The organism is Azospirillum largimobile, from assembly GCF_977007025.2.
This window is the reverse complement of sequence record NZ_CDRMUA020000002.1, coordinates 60,457-76,544: the sequence shown is the minus strand read 5'-3', so window position 1 is coordinate 76,544 and position 16,088 is coordinate 60,457. Positions and strand designations below refer to the sequence as shown.

The 16,088-nt window shown below is 67.5% G+C and carries 18 protein-coding genes; 6 read left to right on the top strand and 12 right to left on the bottom strand.

Annotation, left to right across the window (positions count from 1 at the left end):
• Positions 1 to 151: 151 nt before the first annotated feature.
• Both ACWPKK_RS13765 and ACWPKK_RS13760 read right to left on the bottom strand, forming a co-directional pair.
• The gene (locus ACWPKK_RS13765) at positions 152 to 670 is read right to left on the bottom strand and encodes a PaaI family thioesterase (protein ID WP_452004957.1); all 519 of its coding nucleotides are present in this window, start codon (positions 668 to 670) and stop codon (positions 152 to 154) included.
• A 74-nt stretch (positions 671 to 744) separates the two neighbouring features.
• Entirely contained in the window at positions 745 to 1,491 is a 747-nt protein-coding gene (locus ACWPKK_RS13760) for a glycine zipper 2TM domain-containing protein (protein ID WP_452004954.1), read from the bottom strand.
• Between the two features lie 187 nt (positions 1,492 to 1,678).
• Between ACWPKK_RS13760 and ACWPKK_RS13755 the strand changes: the two genes are divergently transcribed.
• Positions 1,679 to 1,846: a hypothetical protein gene (locus tag ACWPKK_RS13755; RefSeq protein WP_324868203.1), complete on the top strand. Its 168-nt coding sequence runs from the start codon at positions 1,679 to 1,681 to the stop codon at positions 1,844 to 1,846.
• Between the two features lie 93 nt (positions 1,847 to 1,939).
• Here ACWPKK_RS13755 and ACWPKK_RS13750 read toward each other — a convergent pair whose 3' ends face one another.
• On the bottom strand, positions 1,940 to 2,461 hold the full coding sequence (locus tag ACWPKK_RS13750) for a ferritin-like domain-containing protein (RefSeq protein WP_452004951.1): 522 nt from the start codon (positions 2,459 to 2,461) through the stop codon (positions 1,940 to 1,942).
• Positions 2,462 to 2,703: 242 nt separating this feature from the next.
• Between ACWPKK_RS13750 and ACWPKK_RS13745 the strand changes: the two genes are divergently transcribed.
• Positions 2,704 to 3,666: a formylglycine-generating enzyme family protein gene (locus ACWPKK_RS13745; protein WP_452004949.1), complete on the top strand. Its 963-nt coding sequence runs from the start codon at positions 2,704 to 2,706 to the stop codon at positions 3,664 to 3,666.
• Between the two features lie 22 nt (positions 3,667 to 3,688).
• Here ACWPKK_RS13745 and ACWPKK_RS13740 read toward each other — a convergent pair whose 3' ends face one another.
• Entirely contained in the window at positions 3,689 to 4,588 is a 900-nt protein-coding gene (locus ACWPKK_RS13740; protein ID WP_452004947.1) for a LysR family transcriptional regulator, read from the bottom strand.
• A gap of 108 nt (positions 4,589 to 4,696) precedes the next feature.
• On the opposite strand from ACWPKK_RS13740, the gene ACWPKK_RS13735 reads away from it, so the two are divergent.
• From ACWPKK_RS13735 to ACWPKK_RS13725, 3 genes are all read left to right on the top strand, one after another.
• Positions 4,697 to 5,341, top strand: a complete 645-nt coding sequence (locus ACWPKK_RS13735) for a glutathione S-transferase family protein (RefSeq protein ID WP_452004945.1) — start codon at positions 4,697 to 4,699, stop codon at positions 5,339 to 5,341.
• 36 nt (positions 5,342 to 5,377) lie between these two features.
• Positions 5,378 to 6,277 (top strand): pyridoxamine 5'-phosphate oxidase family protein, encoded by a 900-nt coding sequence (locus tag ACWPKK_RS13730; RefSeq protein WP_452004943.1) that lies wholly within the window; start codon positions 5,378 to 5,380, stop codon positions 6,275 to 6,277.
• An 83-nt stretch (positions 6,278 to 6,360) separates the two neighbouring features.
• Positions 6,361 to 7,257: a 5'-nucleotidase, lipoprotein e(P4) family gene (locus ACWPKK_RS13725; RefSeq protein WP_452004940.1), complete on the top strand. Its 897-nt coding sequence runs from the start codon at positions 6,361 to 6,363 to the stop codon at positions 7,255 to 7,257.
• Positions 7,258 to 7,297: 40 nt separating this feature from the next.
• Here the strand turns inward: ACWPKK_RS13725 and ACWPKK_RS13720 are convergent, their stop codons facing one another.
• The 7 genes from ACWPKK_RS13720 to urtA form a co-directional block, all read right to left on the bottom strand.
• A complete protein-coding gene (locus ACWPKK_RS13720; RefSeq protein ID WP_188092578.1) occupies positions 7,298 to 7,450 on the bottom strand; it encodes a hypothetical protein in 153 nt (50 codons plus the stop codon).
• A 187-nt stretch (positions 7,451 to 7,637) separates the two neighbouring features.
• Positions 7,638 to 8,030 carry a COG4315 family predicted lipoprotein gene (locus ACWPKK_RS13715; RefSeq protein ID WP_452004937.1) on the bottom strand — a complete coding sequence of 131 codons (393 nt, stop codon included), beginning with the start codon at positions 8,028 to 8,030 and terminating at the stop codon, positions 7,638 to 7,640.
• A 112-nt stretch (positions 8,031 to 8,142) separates the two neighbouring features.
• Positions 8,143 to 8,838 (bottom strand): urea ABC transporter ATP-binding subunit UrtE, encoded by a 696-nt coding sequence (gene urtE, locus ACWPKK_RS13710; RefSeq protein ID WP_324868187.1) that lies wholly within the window; start codon positions 8,836 to 8,838, stop codon positions 8,143 to 8,145.
• A 14-nt stretch (positions 8,839 to 8,852) separates the two neighbouring features.
• Positions 8,853 to 9,599, bottom strand: a complete 747-nt coding sequence (gene urtD / locus ACWPKK_RS13705; RefSeq protein ID WP_452004933.1) for an urea ABC transporter ATP-binding protein UrtD — start codon at positions 9,597 to 9,599, stop codon at positions 8,853 to 8,855.
• A gap of 3 nt (positions 9,600 to 9,602) precedes the next feature.
• Positions 9,603 to 10,766: an urea ABC transporter permease subunit UrtC gene (urtC, locus tag ACWPKK_RS13700; RefSeq protein ID WP_452004931.1), complete on the bottom strand. Its 1,164-nt coding sequence runs from the start codon at positions 10,764 to 10,766 to the stop codon at positions 9,603 to 9,605.
• A gap of 4 nt (positions 10,767 to 10,770) precedes the next feature.
• The gene (gene urtB / locus ACWPKK_RS13695; RefSeq protein ID WP_324868181.1) at positions 10,771 to 12,393 is read right to left on the bottom strand and encodes an urea ABC transporter permease subunit UrtB; all 1,623 of its coding nucleotides are present in this window, start codon (positions 12,391 to 12,393) and stop codon (positions 10,771 to 10,773) included.
• Between the two features lie 126 nt (positions 12,394 to 12,519).
• Complete coding sequence (gene urtA / locus ACWPKK_RS13690) at positions 12,520 to 13,770, bottom strand: urea ABC transporter substrate-binding protein (protein ID WP_452006639.1); 1,251 nt, start codon at positions 13,768 to 13,770, stop codon at positions 12,520 to 12,522.
• 412 nt (positions 13,771 to 14,182) lie between these two features.
• Here urtA and ACWPKK_RS13685 point away from each other — a divergent pair, with 412 nt between their 5' ends.
• Positions 14,183 to 15,688: a L,D-transpeptidase family protein gene (locus tag ACWPKK_RS13685; protein ID WP_452004929.1), complete on the top strand. Its 1,506-nt coding sequence runs from the start codon at positions 14,183 to 14,185 to the stop codon at positions 15,686 to 15,688.
• A gap of 155 nt (positions 15,689 to 15,843) precedes the next feature.
• On the opposite strand, the gene ACWPKK_RS13680 is transcribed toward ACWPKK_RS13685, so the two are convergent.
• Positions 15,844 to 16,071 (bottom strand): formate dehydrogenase subunit delta, encoded by a 228-nt coding sequence (locus ACWPKK_RS13680; protein ID WP_452004926.1) that lies wholly within the window; start codon positions 16,069 to 16,071, stop codon positions 15,844 to 15,846.
• Positions 16,072 to 16,088 lie beyond the last annotated feature (17 nt).

The window sequence follows — 16,088 nt, the reverse complement described above, 5'->3', positions numbered from 1 at the left end:
CAGGCCGCCGAATCCGGGGCGCCGAAGCGGACGGCTTTCTACGGGCAGCGGCACACCTCTGTCAACCGAAAAATTTCCCTTTTGAATCAATGCTTTGCGAGAGCGGTAATTAGATACCGCTCCGCCAAACCTATTGATAATAAACAGGTTTTTATAAGGCTTCATCCACACGGTAATGAGATACCGCAACGGTGACGGGATCGTGCGGGGGGATGGAATAGGTGCCGGTGACATGGGCGACCGGCTCCGGATCGCCTTCGGAGAACAGCAGGATCTCGCCATAGGCCAGCCGCTTGCCCAGCTTCAGGACGCGCGCCTCGGCGATGATGGCAACGGGAGGCGGGCGGCGCAGGAAGTTGATGGTCATGCTGGTGGTCACCGCCAGCTCCACCCGCCCGATCAGGCTCAGCACCGCGCCATAGAGCGCCACATCGGCCAGCCCGAACATGGCCGGACCGGTTACCGTGCCGCCGGGCCGGACGAAATCGTCCTTGTAGGGCAGGAGCAGGCGGATCGTGCCGGCGCCGAGGCTGTCGACGACGATGCCGAAGTTGCCGACCAGGGGAACCCCCTCGCGGATCAGTTCCTCCAACTCCTCCCTGGTCATTGCCGGGGTAGGGGCCGGAGTAGGGGCGGGAGCGGCGCTGTGTGCGGAATCGACGGCGGACATGGACCCTCGGCCGGTGGTCTTACGGTTGGACCACCGGACTGTGCGCCATCCCGTCCATTCGGACAAGTATGGAGCTATTCGGCCGGTTTCTCTTCCGCCGGGACGGGGGCGGCGGACGGGGTGGAGGCTGCAGGCGCCGGAACGTTGTCGGTGGGGGCGGTCAGGCGGATGGGACCGCCGCCGCTGGACGGCGCAGGGCCGGCGGCGGATTCCGACGGAGCCGGTGCTGCAGGCGGGGCGAGCGGCACCGCCTTGATGTCCGATTTCGGCGTTTCCGGCTTCGGGGGCTCCGCCGCGGCGTCTGTCCTGGCAGAGTTCGGTTGGGCCGAATCGGCCTTGGCGGTCGCGGACTCGGCGGGCAACGAATAGTCAGGCACGATGCGGGCCTGGCTGCCCGTGATGACCAGAACCTTCTGGCCGATGGGCAGCGGCTGCGGTTCCTTCTGGGTCAGCGACAGCAGGTCGCCGTTGGATTTGCGGACGATGTACTCCCAGCCGGTGGTGTCGCCGGCGATGTGCTCCATCGCCGTGCCCAGCAGTCCGCCGATCGCCGTGCCGCCGACGGTGCCCAGCGCGGCGTTCATGCCGCCGGAGCCGACCTGCGCGCCCAGGATGCCACCGGCCGCGCCGCCGCTGACGGCGCCGACCGTGCCGTTGGCGCTGATCGCCACCTGACGAAATCCGACCACGACCGCCGGCTCCACCTTGTTGGCCTGCTGGACCGCGCTGGAGGAGTAGGTGTTGGGCGAATAGTCGGAGGTGCAGCCCGCAAGACCGCCGGCCACGGCGACGAACAGGCAAAGGGAAACCGATCTGAGCACGGGGGATCCATCCGTTTTGAGACCCGTCCTGTCTCTTACGGCAAAGCAAGCCTGCTCGTCACCGGGCAAAATCCGGACAAGGCCGGAAGGCTGCATTGCGGTGCGGCGATGCCCGGTGACGGATCGTCGGCAACGGCTGCGCCCCTGCACTGTTGGGAAGGCATCGTCACAACCGGGAGCAACCACGATGAACGAAGCGTCCAAGCAGGGGAAACCGGAAAACGATACGGCCAAGTCCGGCAAACCATCCACCGCCGGCACCGACCAGGACCGTGACAAGACCCTGACCGAGAAATCGGAGGAAAAGGCCGGCGGCGCCAACAAGAAGACCCCGGGGCCCATCTACGACGTCTGATCCCCCCGGCGCCACGGGCGGGGTGCAATGGAAACGGCCGGGGAAGAGCCTGTCTTCCCCGGCCGTTTCCATGTGGACGGATAGAGTCCGGCGTCAGCGGCCGGCGGTCTGGTCGCTGGCCTTCAGCGACAGGTATTTCAGGGTCAGGGTCGGCACATTCTCGATCACCCAGGACGCCATCGCCTCCTCCTCGCGCAGCGAGGTCTGCAGCAGCGGCACGGCGAAGGCGAAGTTGCCGGCATCCGCCACGGTCAGAAGCGACCGGTAGCTCGCCACCTCGAAATTCTCGAAGGCGTAGTTGGCGAAGGAGTTCTTGAGGATTTCGTCCTCGGCGAAGCTGTGGCCCAGCGCCGCCAGATTGCCCATGATCGACAGGGCGGTGTCCTTCAGGCCGGAATGGCTTTCCTGCAACTGGTCCAGGATCTGGTCGAGACGGGTGATCTGCGCCTCGGTCTCGCCGCGGTGCATGCGCAGATGGTCGGCGACTTCCGGATAATTTACGAGACGATCAAGCTGGCGGTCCATAAGCGCAAGCGCCTGCTGTTCGACCGCATGGGCGTTGCGCAGACCGGTGACGAACAGCGCGCGCGTGAGATCCGCGGGATAGGCGGCCATGAGTATGCTCCTGTGGTGTCAATGTTCCGTTGAACGTCTGCCCGCACCAACAGGGCGGCCACGCTTTCGACGCCCCACCGCTTTCGACCTACCCCGATGGCACAGGCGGACGGTCCCTCGGCTGCCGGACCGGGCGGGAGGTGCCCCGACCAGGACACGGACGCACGGTTGCCGGGAACGGGTTGCACCGGGGAAATGACGGGATGACCCACTGCACCTCTCTTGCAAAAGACATCCGCACCATGAGATGCGCCCTGCCCGGTTCGCTGGGCGTCGTGGCCGTCCTCATCCTTCTGCTGACCGGTCTGACCGCCTGGCGCCGGGCCGAACCGGTGGACCTGACCGGCTGGCGCGCCGAACGGCTGGCCGCCTTCCAAGTCTGGCAGGCCGGAGGCGCGGCGCGCGAGATCTGGGACCATCCCGACGCGCCGGTGCTGGTGACGGTGCCGGCCGGCAGTTTCCTCCAGGGTTCGCCGGAGACGGAGGCGGAGCGTTTTCCGGGAGAAGCGATACAGCGGCCGGCGACGATCCGGCACGCATTCGCGCTCGGCAAATACACGGTCACCCGTGGCGAGTACGCCCGCTTCGTCGAGGACAGCGGATACCGGTCGCAGACCATCTGCCGCGGCTATGCCGGCGAAACCGAACTGCTGCCGCGCTGGCATTTTTCCTGGCGCCGGCCTGGATTCGACCAGACGAACGCCCACCCGGCGGTCTGCGTCAGTTGGTACGATGCCAAGGCCTATGTGGACTGGCTCAGCCGCCGCACCGGCCACGCCTATCGCCTGCCGACGGAGGAGGAGTGGGAGTATGCGGCCCGTGCCGGCACCGCGACCGCCCGCTGGTGGGGCGACGATCCCGCGACGGGATGCGGCGCGGCGAACGGCGCCGACCTGACCGCCAAGGACCGCTTCACCGACTGGGAGGTGGCGGCCTGCCGCGACGGCGCCCTGTTCACCGCCCCGGTCGGCAGCTATCGGCCCAACGGCTTCGGCCTTTACGACATGCTGGGCAATGTCTGGCAGTGGGTGGAGGATTGCGCGACGGACGGGTCCGTGGAGGCCGGAGAGGCTTGCCCGCGGCGGCGGATGCGCGGCGGGTCGTGGCACAGCCACCCGCGCTACATCCGCTCCGCCGTGCAGCGGGAGAACGAGGCCGAAATCGGCTTTGCCGCCTACGGATTCCGCGTCGTCCGCGATCCCTGATCCTCCGGCCAATGCCGTTCGCTCAGGTTCGCAGCACAGCCAGCGCCGACAGCTCCTGCACCGCATGGTCGAGGAAGGCACGCACCCGGCCGGGCATCAGCCGCGCCGTCGGCACCACGACATGGACCGGCAGCGGCGCCGGCTCGGCATGCGGCATCAGGCGCACAAGGGTTCCGGCGCCGATGTCGTCGGCCGCCTGATAGGAAAGCGGCCGGGCGATGCCATGCCCGTCGCGCGCGGCGAGCAGGGCCGGCTCGATGTGGCTGACCGCCAGACGCGGGGTGACGCGCACCACCCGCTCCCGCCCGTCGACCAGAAATCGCCAGTCCGGCGGGCCGGGACGGGCCGTGGACAGGATGATGTCGTGGCCGGCGAGATCCTCCGGCATCGAGGGCGTGCCGCACCGCGCCAGATAGCCGGGGCTGGCGACCAGATAGCGCGCGACCTGCCCCACCCGCCGGGCGACGAGACCGGAGTCGGGCAGCGGGCCGATGCGGATCGCCACGTCCAACTCCTCCTCGATCAGGTCGAGATTGCCGTCGGACAGCACCAGCTCGACCCGGATGTCGGGAAAGGCGCGCATGAAGTCGAGGACCAGCGGGGTCACATGCTTGCGCCCGAACATCACCGGAGCGGTGACGCGCAGCCGCCCGCGCAGCGGCCGGTCGGTGCCGGTGGCGGCCAGCGCCTCGTCATAGTCGGACAGCAGCCGGCGCGCCTGCTCGGCCAACCGCCGCCCGGCGTCGGTGGGGGCGAGGTTGCGGGTGGTCCGCTCGATCAGCCGCAGGCCCAGCCGCTCCTCCAGCCCCGACAGCGCGCGGGTGACGGCGGGCGCCGACCGCCGCAGCCGCTTGGCCGCCCCGGCGAGGCTGCCGGCCTCCAGGATCGCGACGAAGATCGCCAGTTCGTCCAGCCGGTCCACGATTATTCCGTTTTCCGAAAGAGTGCCTTTTGATCAAAGCGCATTCCTGCGCCGGGGTGCAAGTGGTTGGCTATGGGCATCCGCGATCCGAGAGAGAGGAGCCCTGTCATGAGCATCAGCACCCAACCCGCCATCACGCTCTACGGCACGCCGCTGTCGGGCCATGCCCACCGGGTGGAGGCATTCCTGAACATCCTCGGCCTGCCATACCGTTACGTCGATGCGAATGCCGAGGTGCGGAAATCGGAGACCTTCCTCGCCCTGAATCCCTTCGGGCAGATCCCGGTGCTGGTCGACGGCGACCTCGTCCTGCCGGACTCCGTCGCAATCCTCGTCTATCTCGCTGACCGCTACGACGGTTCCGGCCATTGGAATCCGAAGGCGCCGGAAGAGGCGGCGCAGGTGCAGCGCTGGCTGTCGATCGCATCCGGCGACCTGCGCTTCGGGCCGGCGCTGGCGCGCATCCTGACGCTGTGGGGCGGGGCTGGTTCGCTGACCGATGCGCAGAGAATTGCGGAGCGCGTCCTGCGCTTCATGGACGGTCATCTGGCCGGCCGCGACTGGCTGGCGGCGGAGCGGCCGACCATCGCCGACATCGCCTGCTACGCCTATGTCGCCCGCGCCCCGGAAGGCCGCATCCCGCTCGATCCCTATCCGGCGGTCCGCCGCTGGCTGGAACGGGTGGAAGCGATCCCGGCGCTGACACCGATGCCCCAGAGCGCCATTCCAAGCGCCATTCCGCAGCACGCCTGAACATTCTCCCGCCATTCCGAACAAAGGAGCACGGCCATGGACCAGGACCGCATCCCCGATCCCTTCCATCCCGGCGAGCGGGAGGCGCAGGCGCGGGCCGGGTTCCGCGTGCCGTCGGCGCCGATCCGCGATCGGCTGATACCGCAGCACCAGGACTTCTATCCGCTGCTGCCCTGGCTGCTGGTCGCCGCACGGGACGAGGCCGGTGACCCGGCGGCCGGGGTGCTGACCGGCGCCCCCGGCTTCGTCGCCGCAGCCGACCCGCGGACGCTGTGGGTGCGGCCCGACCACGGCGCGTGGCAGCCCTGGCCGACCGGACCGGCGGTGGGGGAGCCGGTGGCGGCGCTGGGCATCGACCTCGGCACCCGCCGCCGCAACCGGGTGAACGGACGGGTGGCGGCACGCGACGGGGTGGCATTCGCCATCGCGGTGGAGGAGAGCTTCGGCAACTGCCCGCAATACATCCATGTCCGCCGGGCGGAGGCCGTACCCCCCTCCCCCGCCGGAGCGGTGGAGGCGCTGGCCGGACTGGACGGTGAGGCCCGGCGCCTGATCGGTACAGCCGACACCGCCTTCGTCGCCTCCGCCTCGTCGGCTGGCCATGACGGCCGGCTGGACATGTCGCACCGGGGAGGGCCGGCGGGTTTCATCGGAATCGACGGCGACCGGCTGATCATTCCGGACTATGCCGGCAACCGCTATTTCAACACGCTGGGCAACATGCTGCTGAACCCCCGCGCCGGGCTGCTGCTGGCCGAGGCCGCCAGCGGCGACGTGCTGCACCTGACCGGGGCGGTCGGCATCGATTGGCACCCCGACCCTGCCCTGCCCAATGCCCAGCGAAGCTGGAGCCTGCATGTGGAGCGCGGGTGGCGGCGGAAGGCCGCGATCCCGCTGCGCTGGTTCCGATTGGAGGACGGTAGCGGGACACCCTGACGCAAGCGTCACTGGACCATCGCCAAGCACCCGAAACTATGCTTCGATGACGGTTCCATGACACTTGATGGATGGGTGTGTCGATGCGCAAATCCGCCTGTTCCGGGCGCTGGTCGCTGCTGTCCGGTGCGGTTGCCCTCTCCCTACTGGCCGGGCCTGCCCTGGCGGCCGATCCTGCTCCTCAGAGCCCGGCTCAACAGGGTCCGGTGCCCCAGAACGACCTGCTGAACGCCGAGCTGTGGATGCAGCGGTCGGTCGAATACAAGGCCAACGCGCTGGCGGTCTATGCGCTGGGCAGGATCCAGCTGGACAAGGCGCTGGCCGACAAGACCTGGACGGCGGCGACCGAACAGACCGGCAATTACCAGGACCTGCCGCCGGCCGTGGTGCTGGACCTGGACGAGACGGCGATGGACAACTCCGCCTATCAGACCGGCCTCGTGACCACCGGCACCGACTTCTCGCCCAAGACCTGGGACGCATGGGTGAAGGCGGAAAAGGCTACGGCGGTGCCGGGCGCGGTGGAGTTCACCCAATATGCCGAGTCGAAGGGCGTCAAGGTCTTCTACGTCACCAACCGCAGCGCCGACCAGGAAGAGCCGACCCGCCGCAACGCGCAGGCGCTGGGCTTCCCGATGGGCGGCAACGTCGATACCTTCCTGATGTCCAAGGAAAAGCCCGACTGGGGTTCGGCGAAGAGCACGCGGCGCGCGGCCATCGCCAAGGATTACCGGATCGTCCTGCTGTTCGGCGACAATTTCGGCGACTTCTCCGACGCCTACAACGGCAGCGACGCAGAGAGGCTGAAGGCCTATGAGTCGGCGAAGGAGCGTTTCGGGCGCGACTGGCTGATGCTGGCCAATCCCGGCTACGGCTCGTTCGAGAGCGCGCCCTACGGTCACAATTTCAAACTCTCGGCCGACGAGAAGCGGGCCAAGAAAATCGGTGCGCTGGAACCCTGGGTGGCGCCGGCCCAGTAAGCGCGTGAAGTATGGGGGTGCGCCGGTCTGAGACGAACTCTCAGAAGATCAGGCGCACCGCCTGCACGATCACTACCCACGGCGCGCCGATCATCACCGTCCACACGGCCAGACGCGGCAAACCGCGCATCTTGCGGATTTTCGGCTCGGCGGACGGGGCGGCTTCGAAAGAGGTGGCGTTGTAGATCGACATGGCCTGCTGCTCCATGAGCAAGATGACGGTGACGCCATCATGCGGTTTCGATCCTTAACGACCTTTAAAGAGCACCGCCTGCCAAGTCGACGTTTGTGCATTACCTCGACCGGATAAGTATACTCCCGGCGAACGCGGCGTCGCGGCGCTGAGCGACAGCCGCCGCGGCGCCGTGATGGAACGGATGTTACGGCTTCGCCACATGCCAGACGTTGTTCACACCGTCACCGGTGGTGTCGCCGGGCTTGGCGTCCTTGGCCCAGGTGTAGAGCGGCTTGCCGTCATACGCCCATTGCTTGGATCCATCGTCGCGGGTGACCACGGTGTATTTGCCCATCGGCTTGGCGGAGGCAGAAGCCATCAGCGGCGGCCAGTTCGTTGCGCAAGGCCCGTTGCAGGCCGACTTGCCTGCCGTGTCCTTGTCGAAGACGTAGAGCGTCATTCCCTTCGCGTCGGTCAGGACGGGACCCATTGCGGTCTTCCCCATCATGGCCGGTTCTTTATCCTGAGCGAAGGCAGGCGCGCCAAACAGGGCGACCCCCAGAAAGGCGACTGCGGCGACACGGATTGCGGATTTCATTGCGCGGTTCCTCCCAAAGCAGGCCCGCCGGATGGCAGGCCCGATGGATCAAAGACGCAATGGCGGTCCGGTTATTCCGCAGCTCGCCCACAGAAAATTACCGCAAGCAGTGTTATACCGTCAGGTACTTGCGCACCTCCTGCTCGTCCAGGCCGCTGCGCGGGCCGGACAGCATCACCTCGCCACGTTCCATCACCACCCAGTCGTCGGCAAGGTCGCGGGCGAAGTCGAAGTATTGCTCCACCAGCAGGATCGCCATGGTGCCCTTGTCGCGCAGGTAGGAGATGGCGCGGCCGATGTCCTTGATGATGGAGGGCTGGATGCCCTCGGTCGGCTCGTCCAGAACGAGCAGGCGTGGGCGGGTCACCAGGGCGCGGCCGATGGCGAGCTGCTGCTGCTGACCGCCGGACAGGTCGCCGCCGCGGCGGTCCAGCATGGATTTCAGCACTGGAAACAGCTCGAACACCTCGTCGGGGATCGAACGTTGCGAGCGCGGCAGCGGAGCGTAGCCGGTCAGCAGGTTTTCCCGCACCGTCAGCAGCGGGAAGATCTCGCGCCCTTGCGGAACATAGGCGATGCCGCGGCGCGCCCGGTCGGCCGGGGCCAACTTGGTCACGTCGGCGCCATCCCAACCGATGGAGCCGCCGGACACCGGCTTCAATCCGACGATGGCACGCAGCAGGCTGGATTTGCCGACACCATTGCGGCCGACCAGACAGGTGACCTTGCCGATTTCGGCCTTCATGGAAACGCTGCGCAGGGCTTGTGCGGCGCCGTAATGCAGATCGAGGGAACGAACGTCCAACATCGTGGGGTCTCCCGTCAGCGGCCGAGATAGGTGTCGATGACTTGGGCGTTGGCGCTGACCGAATCCAGCGAGCCTTCCGCCAGGACGGAGCCTTCGGCCAGCACCGTCACCTTGACGCCCAGCGCGCGGACGAAGCTCATGTCATGCTCCACCACGATCACCGAATGCTTGCCGGCGATGCTGCACAGCAGCTCGGCGGTCTGTTCGGTCTCGGCGTCGGTCATGCCGGCGACCGGCTCGTCCACCAGCAGAAGCTTGGGATCCTGGGCGAGCAGCATGCCGATCTCCAGCCACTGCTTCTGCCCGTGCGACAGGCTGCCGGCCTGACGGCCGCGCAAGGGCGACAGGCGGGTGATGTCGAGGATCTCATCGATCCGGGCGCGGTCGTCGCGGCTGATGGCGTAGGTCAGCGTCTTCAGCGGCCGGCGCGGCGCCTTCAGCGCCAGTTCCAGGTTGTCCCACACCGTGTGGGGTTCGAAGACGGTCGGGCGCTGGAACTTGCGGCCGATGCCGAGATTGGCGATGGCGGCCTCGCGCAGGCGGGTCAGGTCGGTCTGGCCCTCGAACAGGATGGTGCCGATGTCGGGGCGGGTCTTGCCGGTGATGACGTCCATCATGGTGGTCTTGCCGGCGCCGTTGGGGCCGATGATCGCCCGCATCTCGCCGGGCATCATCACCAGTGACAGGCTGTTCAGCGCCTTGAAGCCGTCGAAGCTGACAGACACGCCGTCGAGATAGAGAAGGGTCGATTCCGCGCTCATGGGTCAGGCTCCCTTCTGGCCAGCGGTCTGGTTTGCAGGTTGGGCGTTGGGAAGGGGCGAGGTCTTGTTGCGGCGGGGCAGCTTCGCGGTCAGCTGGCCCCACAGTCCCAGCAGGCCCTTGGGCAGGAACAGGGTGACCGCCACGAACAGGCCGCCGAGCGCGAACAGCCACAGCTCCGGCAGGGCGCCGGTGAAATAGCTCTTTCCCATGTTGACCAGCACCGCGCCCAGGATGCCGCCGGCCAGCGTGCCGCGCCCGCCGACCGCGACCCAGATCACCGCCTCGATCGAGCTGGCCGGGGCGAATTCGGACGGGTTGATGATGCCGACCTGCGGGACGTAGAGGGCACCCGCGACGCCGGCCATGCAGGCCGACAGGGTCCAGGCGAACAGCTTGTAGCTTTCGGTGTCGTAGCCCATGAAGCGCACGCGGCCTTCGGCGTCGCGCAGCGCCACCAGCACCTTGCCCAGCTTGGACGCGATCACCCCCGACGCGATCATGTAGGAGAGCGCCAGCGCCGCCACCGTCGCCACGAACAGCGCGACGCGGGTGGTGTCGGCCTGGATGTCGTAGCCGAGGATGTCCTTGAAGTCGGTCAGGCCGTTGTTGCCGCCGAAGCCCATGTCGTTGCGGAAGAAGGCCAGCAGCAGGGCGAAGGTCAGCGCCTGGGTGATGATCGACAGGTAGACGCCGGTGACGCGGCTGCGGAAGGCGAACCAGCCGAAGGCGAAGGCCAGCGCGCCCGGCACCACCAGCACCATCAGCGCCGCGAACCAGAACTGGTCGAAGCCCCACCAGTACCAGGGCAGCTCCGTCCAGTTCAGGAAGACCATGAAGTCGGGCAGCTCCGGGTTGCCGTAGACGCCGCGCGGGCCGATCTGCCGCATCAGGTACATGCCCATGGCATAGCCGCCGAGCGCGAAGAAGGCGGCATGGCCGAGCGACAGGATGCCGCAATAGCCCCACACCAGATCGAGCGCCAGCGCCAGCAGCGCGAAGCACAGGTACTTGCCCAGCAGCGAGACGGTGAAGACCGACAGGTGGAAGGGCGAGTCCGCCGGCACCCACAGCGTCATCACCGGGACCGCCACCGCCAGGAATGCGAGGATCGTCAGAACGATCCCGGCCTTGCGGTCCAGCCCCATCAGGAAAAAGCGCAGCAGCATCGGATCAGGCCTCCACCGCGCGGCCCTTCAGCGCGAACAGGCCGCGCGGACGCCGTTGGATGAACAGGATGATGAAGATCAGCACCAGGATCTTGCCCAGCACCGCACCGGCATAGGGTTCCAGGAACTTGTTGATGGAGCCCAGCGTCAGGGCGCCGACCAGCGTGCCCCACAGGTTGCCCACCCCGCCGAACACCACGACCATGAAGCTGTCGATGATGTAGCCCTGCCCCAGGTTCGGGCTGACATTGTCGATCTGGCTCAGCGCCACCCCGGCCAGACCCGCGATGCCGGAGCCGAGACCGAAGGTCAGCGCATCGACCCGCGCGGTGCGGATGCCCATGGCGTTGGCCATCGGCCGGTTCTGCGTCACCGCCCGGATCGACAGGCCGAACCAGGTGCGCTTCAGCGCAACCAGCAGGGCCGCGAAGACGGCAAAGGCGAAGATGACGATCCACAGCCGGCCATAGGTGATGGTCAGGCCGCCCAGTTCGAAGGCGCCGGACATCCAGCTGGGCGCGCCGACCTCGCGGTTGGTCGGGCCGAAGATGCTGCGCACCGCCTGCTGGAGCGCCAGCGACAGGCCCCAGGTGGCGAGCAGCGTTTCCAGCGGACGGCCGTAAAGCCAGCGGATCACGCTGCGCTCGATGATGATGCCGACACCGCCCGACACGAGAAAGGCGGCGGGCAGCGCCACCAGGATCGACAGGTCGAACAGACCGGGGGCGTAGGCGCGGAAGGCCTCCTGCACCAGGAAGGTGGTGTAGGCGCCGATCATCACCATTTCGCCATGGGCCATGTTGATGACGCCCATCACGCCGAAGGTGACGGCGAGCCCGATGGCGGCCAGCAGCAGCACCGAGCCCAGCGACAGCCCGTACCAGAGATTCTGCAGAGCGGCCCAGAAGGCCAGTTTCTGCTCCAGGGTGGAGACGGCGGCGGCGGCCGACCGCTTGGTGACGTCCGACGCGCCGGAGCCGGCGACCATGTTCAGCAGCACCAGCGCGTCGCGGTCGCCGCGGGCGGTGAGCGTGTCGGTCGCCGACTGGATTTCTGCGTCGGACATCTTCGACGCGGCCTCGCCGGTCAGCAGGATGGCGGCGCGTGCCTGCTCCATGGCGGCGCGCACGCCCTTGTCCTGCTCCTTGGCGATGGCGGCGTTCAGCGTCTCCAGCGCCTGGGCGTCGCGGCTCTTGAACACCGCATCGGCGGCGGAGCGGCGGACGCCGGCATCGGGGCTCATCAGGGTGAGGGCACCCAGCGAGGCGCTGATGGCGCGGCGGAGGGCATTGTTGATGCGAATCTTCTCGACCGCGGCGGCCGGCGCATCGCCGAGCGCGGCGCGGGTCAGCGGGTCGGTCAGGGTATAGGCGTCGCCGGCCTTGCGGGCGATGACGACGGTGCCGTCGGCCTTGCGCACGAAGAGGTCGCCGGCCTGGAGCGCTTCGATCACCGGCACGGCGGCCGGGTCGCCGGCCTCCGACAGTTGCGCCAGGGCCTTTTCGGTTCCGGAATAGCCGCCGCTGCCCAGGGCCTGGACGAGAGGACGGAGGTCGGCGGCGAATGCGGCGGTCGATGTGGCGACCACCACACAGAGCGCCATCAGCCAGCGGAGAGCGCGTCGCATCGCGGGTCCTTCGGTGCGGGGGGTGCTAACAACGCGAAACGCTTGCTCTCTCCCCTCCCCCGCCCGGCGGGAAAGGGGAAAGGGCAAGCGTCGCAACCACTCAGATCAGCGAGGGAACGCCAGCCCTCACGACCCCTTGCCGCCGCACTTGCCGGTCTTCACGTTGAAGTTGCCGCAGGACATCGGCTTGCGCCAGTCGGCGATCAGGTCCTTGCTGTCCGGCAGGAAGTCCGACCATTCGTCGCCCGGGACGAGGCCCGAGGTCTTGGAGACGACGTCGAACTGGCCGTTCTCCTGCACTTCGCCGATCAGGACCGGCTTGGTGATGTGGTGGTTCGGCAGCATCGCCGAATAGCCGCCGGTCAGGTTGGGCACGGCCACGCCGACCATGGCGTCGATGACCTTGTCCGGCTCGGTGGTGCCGGCCGCCTCGACCGCCTTCACCCACATGTTGAAGCCGATGTAATGGGCTTCCATCGGGTCGTTGGTGACGCGCTTGTCGTTCTTGGTGTAGGCCTTCCAGGCCTTGATGAAGTCGCTGTTCGACGGAGTCTCGACCGACTGGAAGTAGTTCCAGGCGGCCAGATGGCCCAGCAGCGGCTTGGTGTCGATGCCGGCCAGCTCTTCCTCGCCGACGGAGAAGGCGACGACCGGGATGTCCTGCGCCTTCACGCCCTGGTTGCCCAGTTCCTTGTAGAAGGGGACGTTGGCGTCGCCGTTGATGGTGGAGACGACGGCGGTCTTCTTGCCGCCCGACCCGAACTTCTTGATGTCCGCCACGATCGACTGCCAGTCGGAATGACCGAACGGCGTGTAGTTGATCATGATGTCCTCGGGCTTCACGCCCTTGCCCTTCAGATAGGCTTCGAGGATCTTGTTGGTCGTGCGCGGGTAGACGTAGTCGGTGCCGGCCAGCACCCAGCGCTGGACCTTCTCCTTCTGCATCAGGTAATCGACGGCCGGGATCGCCTGCTGGTTCGGGGCGGCGCCGGTGTAGAAGACGTTGCGGGAGGACTCCTCGCCCTCATACTGGACCGGGTAGAAGAGGATGTTGTTCAGCTCCTCGAACACCGGCAGGACCGACTTGCGGCTGACCGAGGTCCAACAGCCGAACACAGCCGACACCTTGTCCTTGCTGATCAGCTCGCGCGCCTTCTCGGCGAAGAGCGGCCAGTTGGAGGCGGGATCGACCACCACCGGCTCCAGCTTCTTGCCCAGCAGCCCGCCCTTCTTGTTCTGCTCGTCGATCAGCATCAGCATGACGTCCTTGAGCGTCGTCTCGCTGATCGCCATCGTGCCGGACAGGGAGTGCAGGATGCCCACCTTGATCGTGTCCTGCGCCATCGCCGGCGCGGACATCGCAGCCATCGCGCCCATGGCCAGACCGGCCAGCGCGCTGATCCCGAAGCTCGACGTCAGTTGCTTGGTCCGCATGAAGTTGCCCCCTTCCTTTGGCGCCCCGGTTGCTCCGGGGCTTCGCCACATCGTCGGAAGAAAGGCTACCGCGCATGCGAAAGACCGTATCTACGTCAAATGACACATACGGCCACGCCCCAGCATTTCCGGCGGTACCACCGGCGGCGGTTCGGAATAAAACCGATGCGGCGGCGTCCACCTGTCTGATGAACGCGTGTAACGATGATGGCCTCCAGCGAGTGACGGGGCGATGCACGGGAGCAACAGTGTGAACAGCAGAGCTGACGACACCAAATGTCGCTTGCGGATCCCGGATGGCTGGCTGAAGGATACAGCGCTCGATCCTATCCGTTCACGTTCCGGTCCCATCGCCATGCATGATCACCGCCGCCTGATCTCCCGCCGCTCCGCCGCCCTCTGCATGGTCGGCGGGCTGGTCGGCGTCATCCTGAGCGGTCCTGCGCTGGCCGCACCGCAGAAGGAGGCGGCGCAGGCCGCCAAGCCTCCGCTGGTCGCCGGCTGGGCCGCGGCGCTGGAACGACGTGCGCTGGAAATCCAGAACGCGCCCAAGGCGCAGGCCACCCGCATCGGCTATGGCGCCGTCGTCAAGAAGAGCGACGGCGGCATGATTGAGAGCGTCGCCCCGGCGGTGGAGCTGCCGCCGGCGGAGGTCCAGCAGGCCCAGGCCCCCACCCTGCCCGGCCTGGAACCGGTGGAGCCGGCACCGCCGGTGGTCATCACCGTGCGCTCGCCGCTGGCCGATCGGGTTGGCCGGGTGTCGCGCCGCCTGATCGAGCTGGGCTTCCTGCCCGCCGACAAGTGGACCGACAGCTTCAACGACGACGTCGAGACCGCCGTGCGCGCCTTCCAGCTGGCGGAAGGGCTGCAGCCCGACGGCAAGGTGGGCGAGGTGACGCGCCAGGCGATGGACCGCACGCCGGCCCAGACCGTCGCGCTTCTGCGCCGTGCAGCGACGGCGATGCGGGCGCAACAGGCCTCCATCCCCGAGACCACCATCCTGGTCAACCTGCCCGGCCAGTCGGTCACCCTGATCGAGCATGGCCGCCCGAGCTTCACCATGCGCGCGGTGGTCGGCCGCCCGTCGCGCAAGACGCCGCTGCTGCAGGACAAGGTCACCAGCGTCACCATCAACCCGACCTGGACCGTTCCGCCGACGGTGCTGAGCGAGGACAAGCTGCCGGCCCTGCGCAAGAAGGGCACCACCGGCATCAAGAACGCCGCCGTCTATCTGGACGGGACGGAGGTGGTCAACACGCAGTCCGTCAACTGGTGGGGGGTTGATCCCGGCCGTGTCCGCATCGTCCAGAAGCCGGGCGACGACAACGCGCTTGGCCGCTTCCGCTTCAACCTGACCAACGGCGACGGCATTTTCCTGCACGGCACCAACGACCCGCGGCTGTTCAGCCGCGACCTGCGCGCCGCCAGTTCCGGCTGCGTGCGGCTGGAGGATGCCCGGATGATGGCGGAAACGCTGCTCGGTGCGGCGAAGATCACGCCGGCCAGCATCGGCCAGCAACTCGACACCGGGGAGACCAAGACGATCCGGCTGCCGAACGCCATCCCCGTGCGCTTCGTCTACTGGAACGCCTCGGTCGACACCGCGGGCGTGGTGCGCGTCCATCCCGACATCTACGAGGACCCGCCCACCCTTTCCACCCCGGCCGGCCAGTCTGGTTCGGCGGCTCCGGCGATGTCGGCCAATCCGGCGGGCAGCACCGCGGCGACCCCAGTGTCGACGCCGCGCCCGCTGTCCAAGCCGGCTCCGCTGCCGGTCCCAGCCGCCCATGCGCCGACGCCGCTGTCCTCCGCCTCGGTCCCGGCACCGGCCAAGCCGTTGCCGTCATCGACCGGGATGTGAAATTGGGCGAATCCCCCTCTCCCCCCCGGGGAGAGGGTCGGGGTGAGGGGGAGGCACTGCGTGACTTTCCCGACAATCTTTGCCACGCGTCCCCCTCACCCTAACCCTCTCCCCGGGAGGGAGAGGGGATTTGGTCCGTTATCATCGGTACCCCCTCACCGCGCCTGAAGCACCCCCACCGCACCGCGGGCAACCTCGTGCAGGTCGGCTTCGCCGCCGGCCTGGATATGAGCGAACAGGCCGGCGCGCATGCGCGGATCCCAGAATTTGCGGATGTGGGTCGCCGTCTCTGTCACCGCTTCCTCATGCGGGTAGGTGGCGAAATGGACGGCGATCTGGTTCGCCATCCGGACCAGATCCTTGGCATGGTTCGTGTGGCTCATCGGTGTCTCCGGAATGG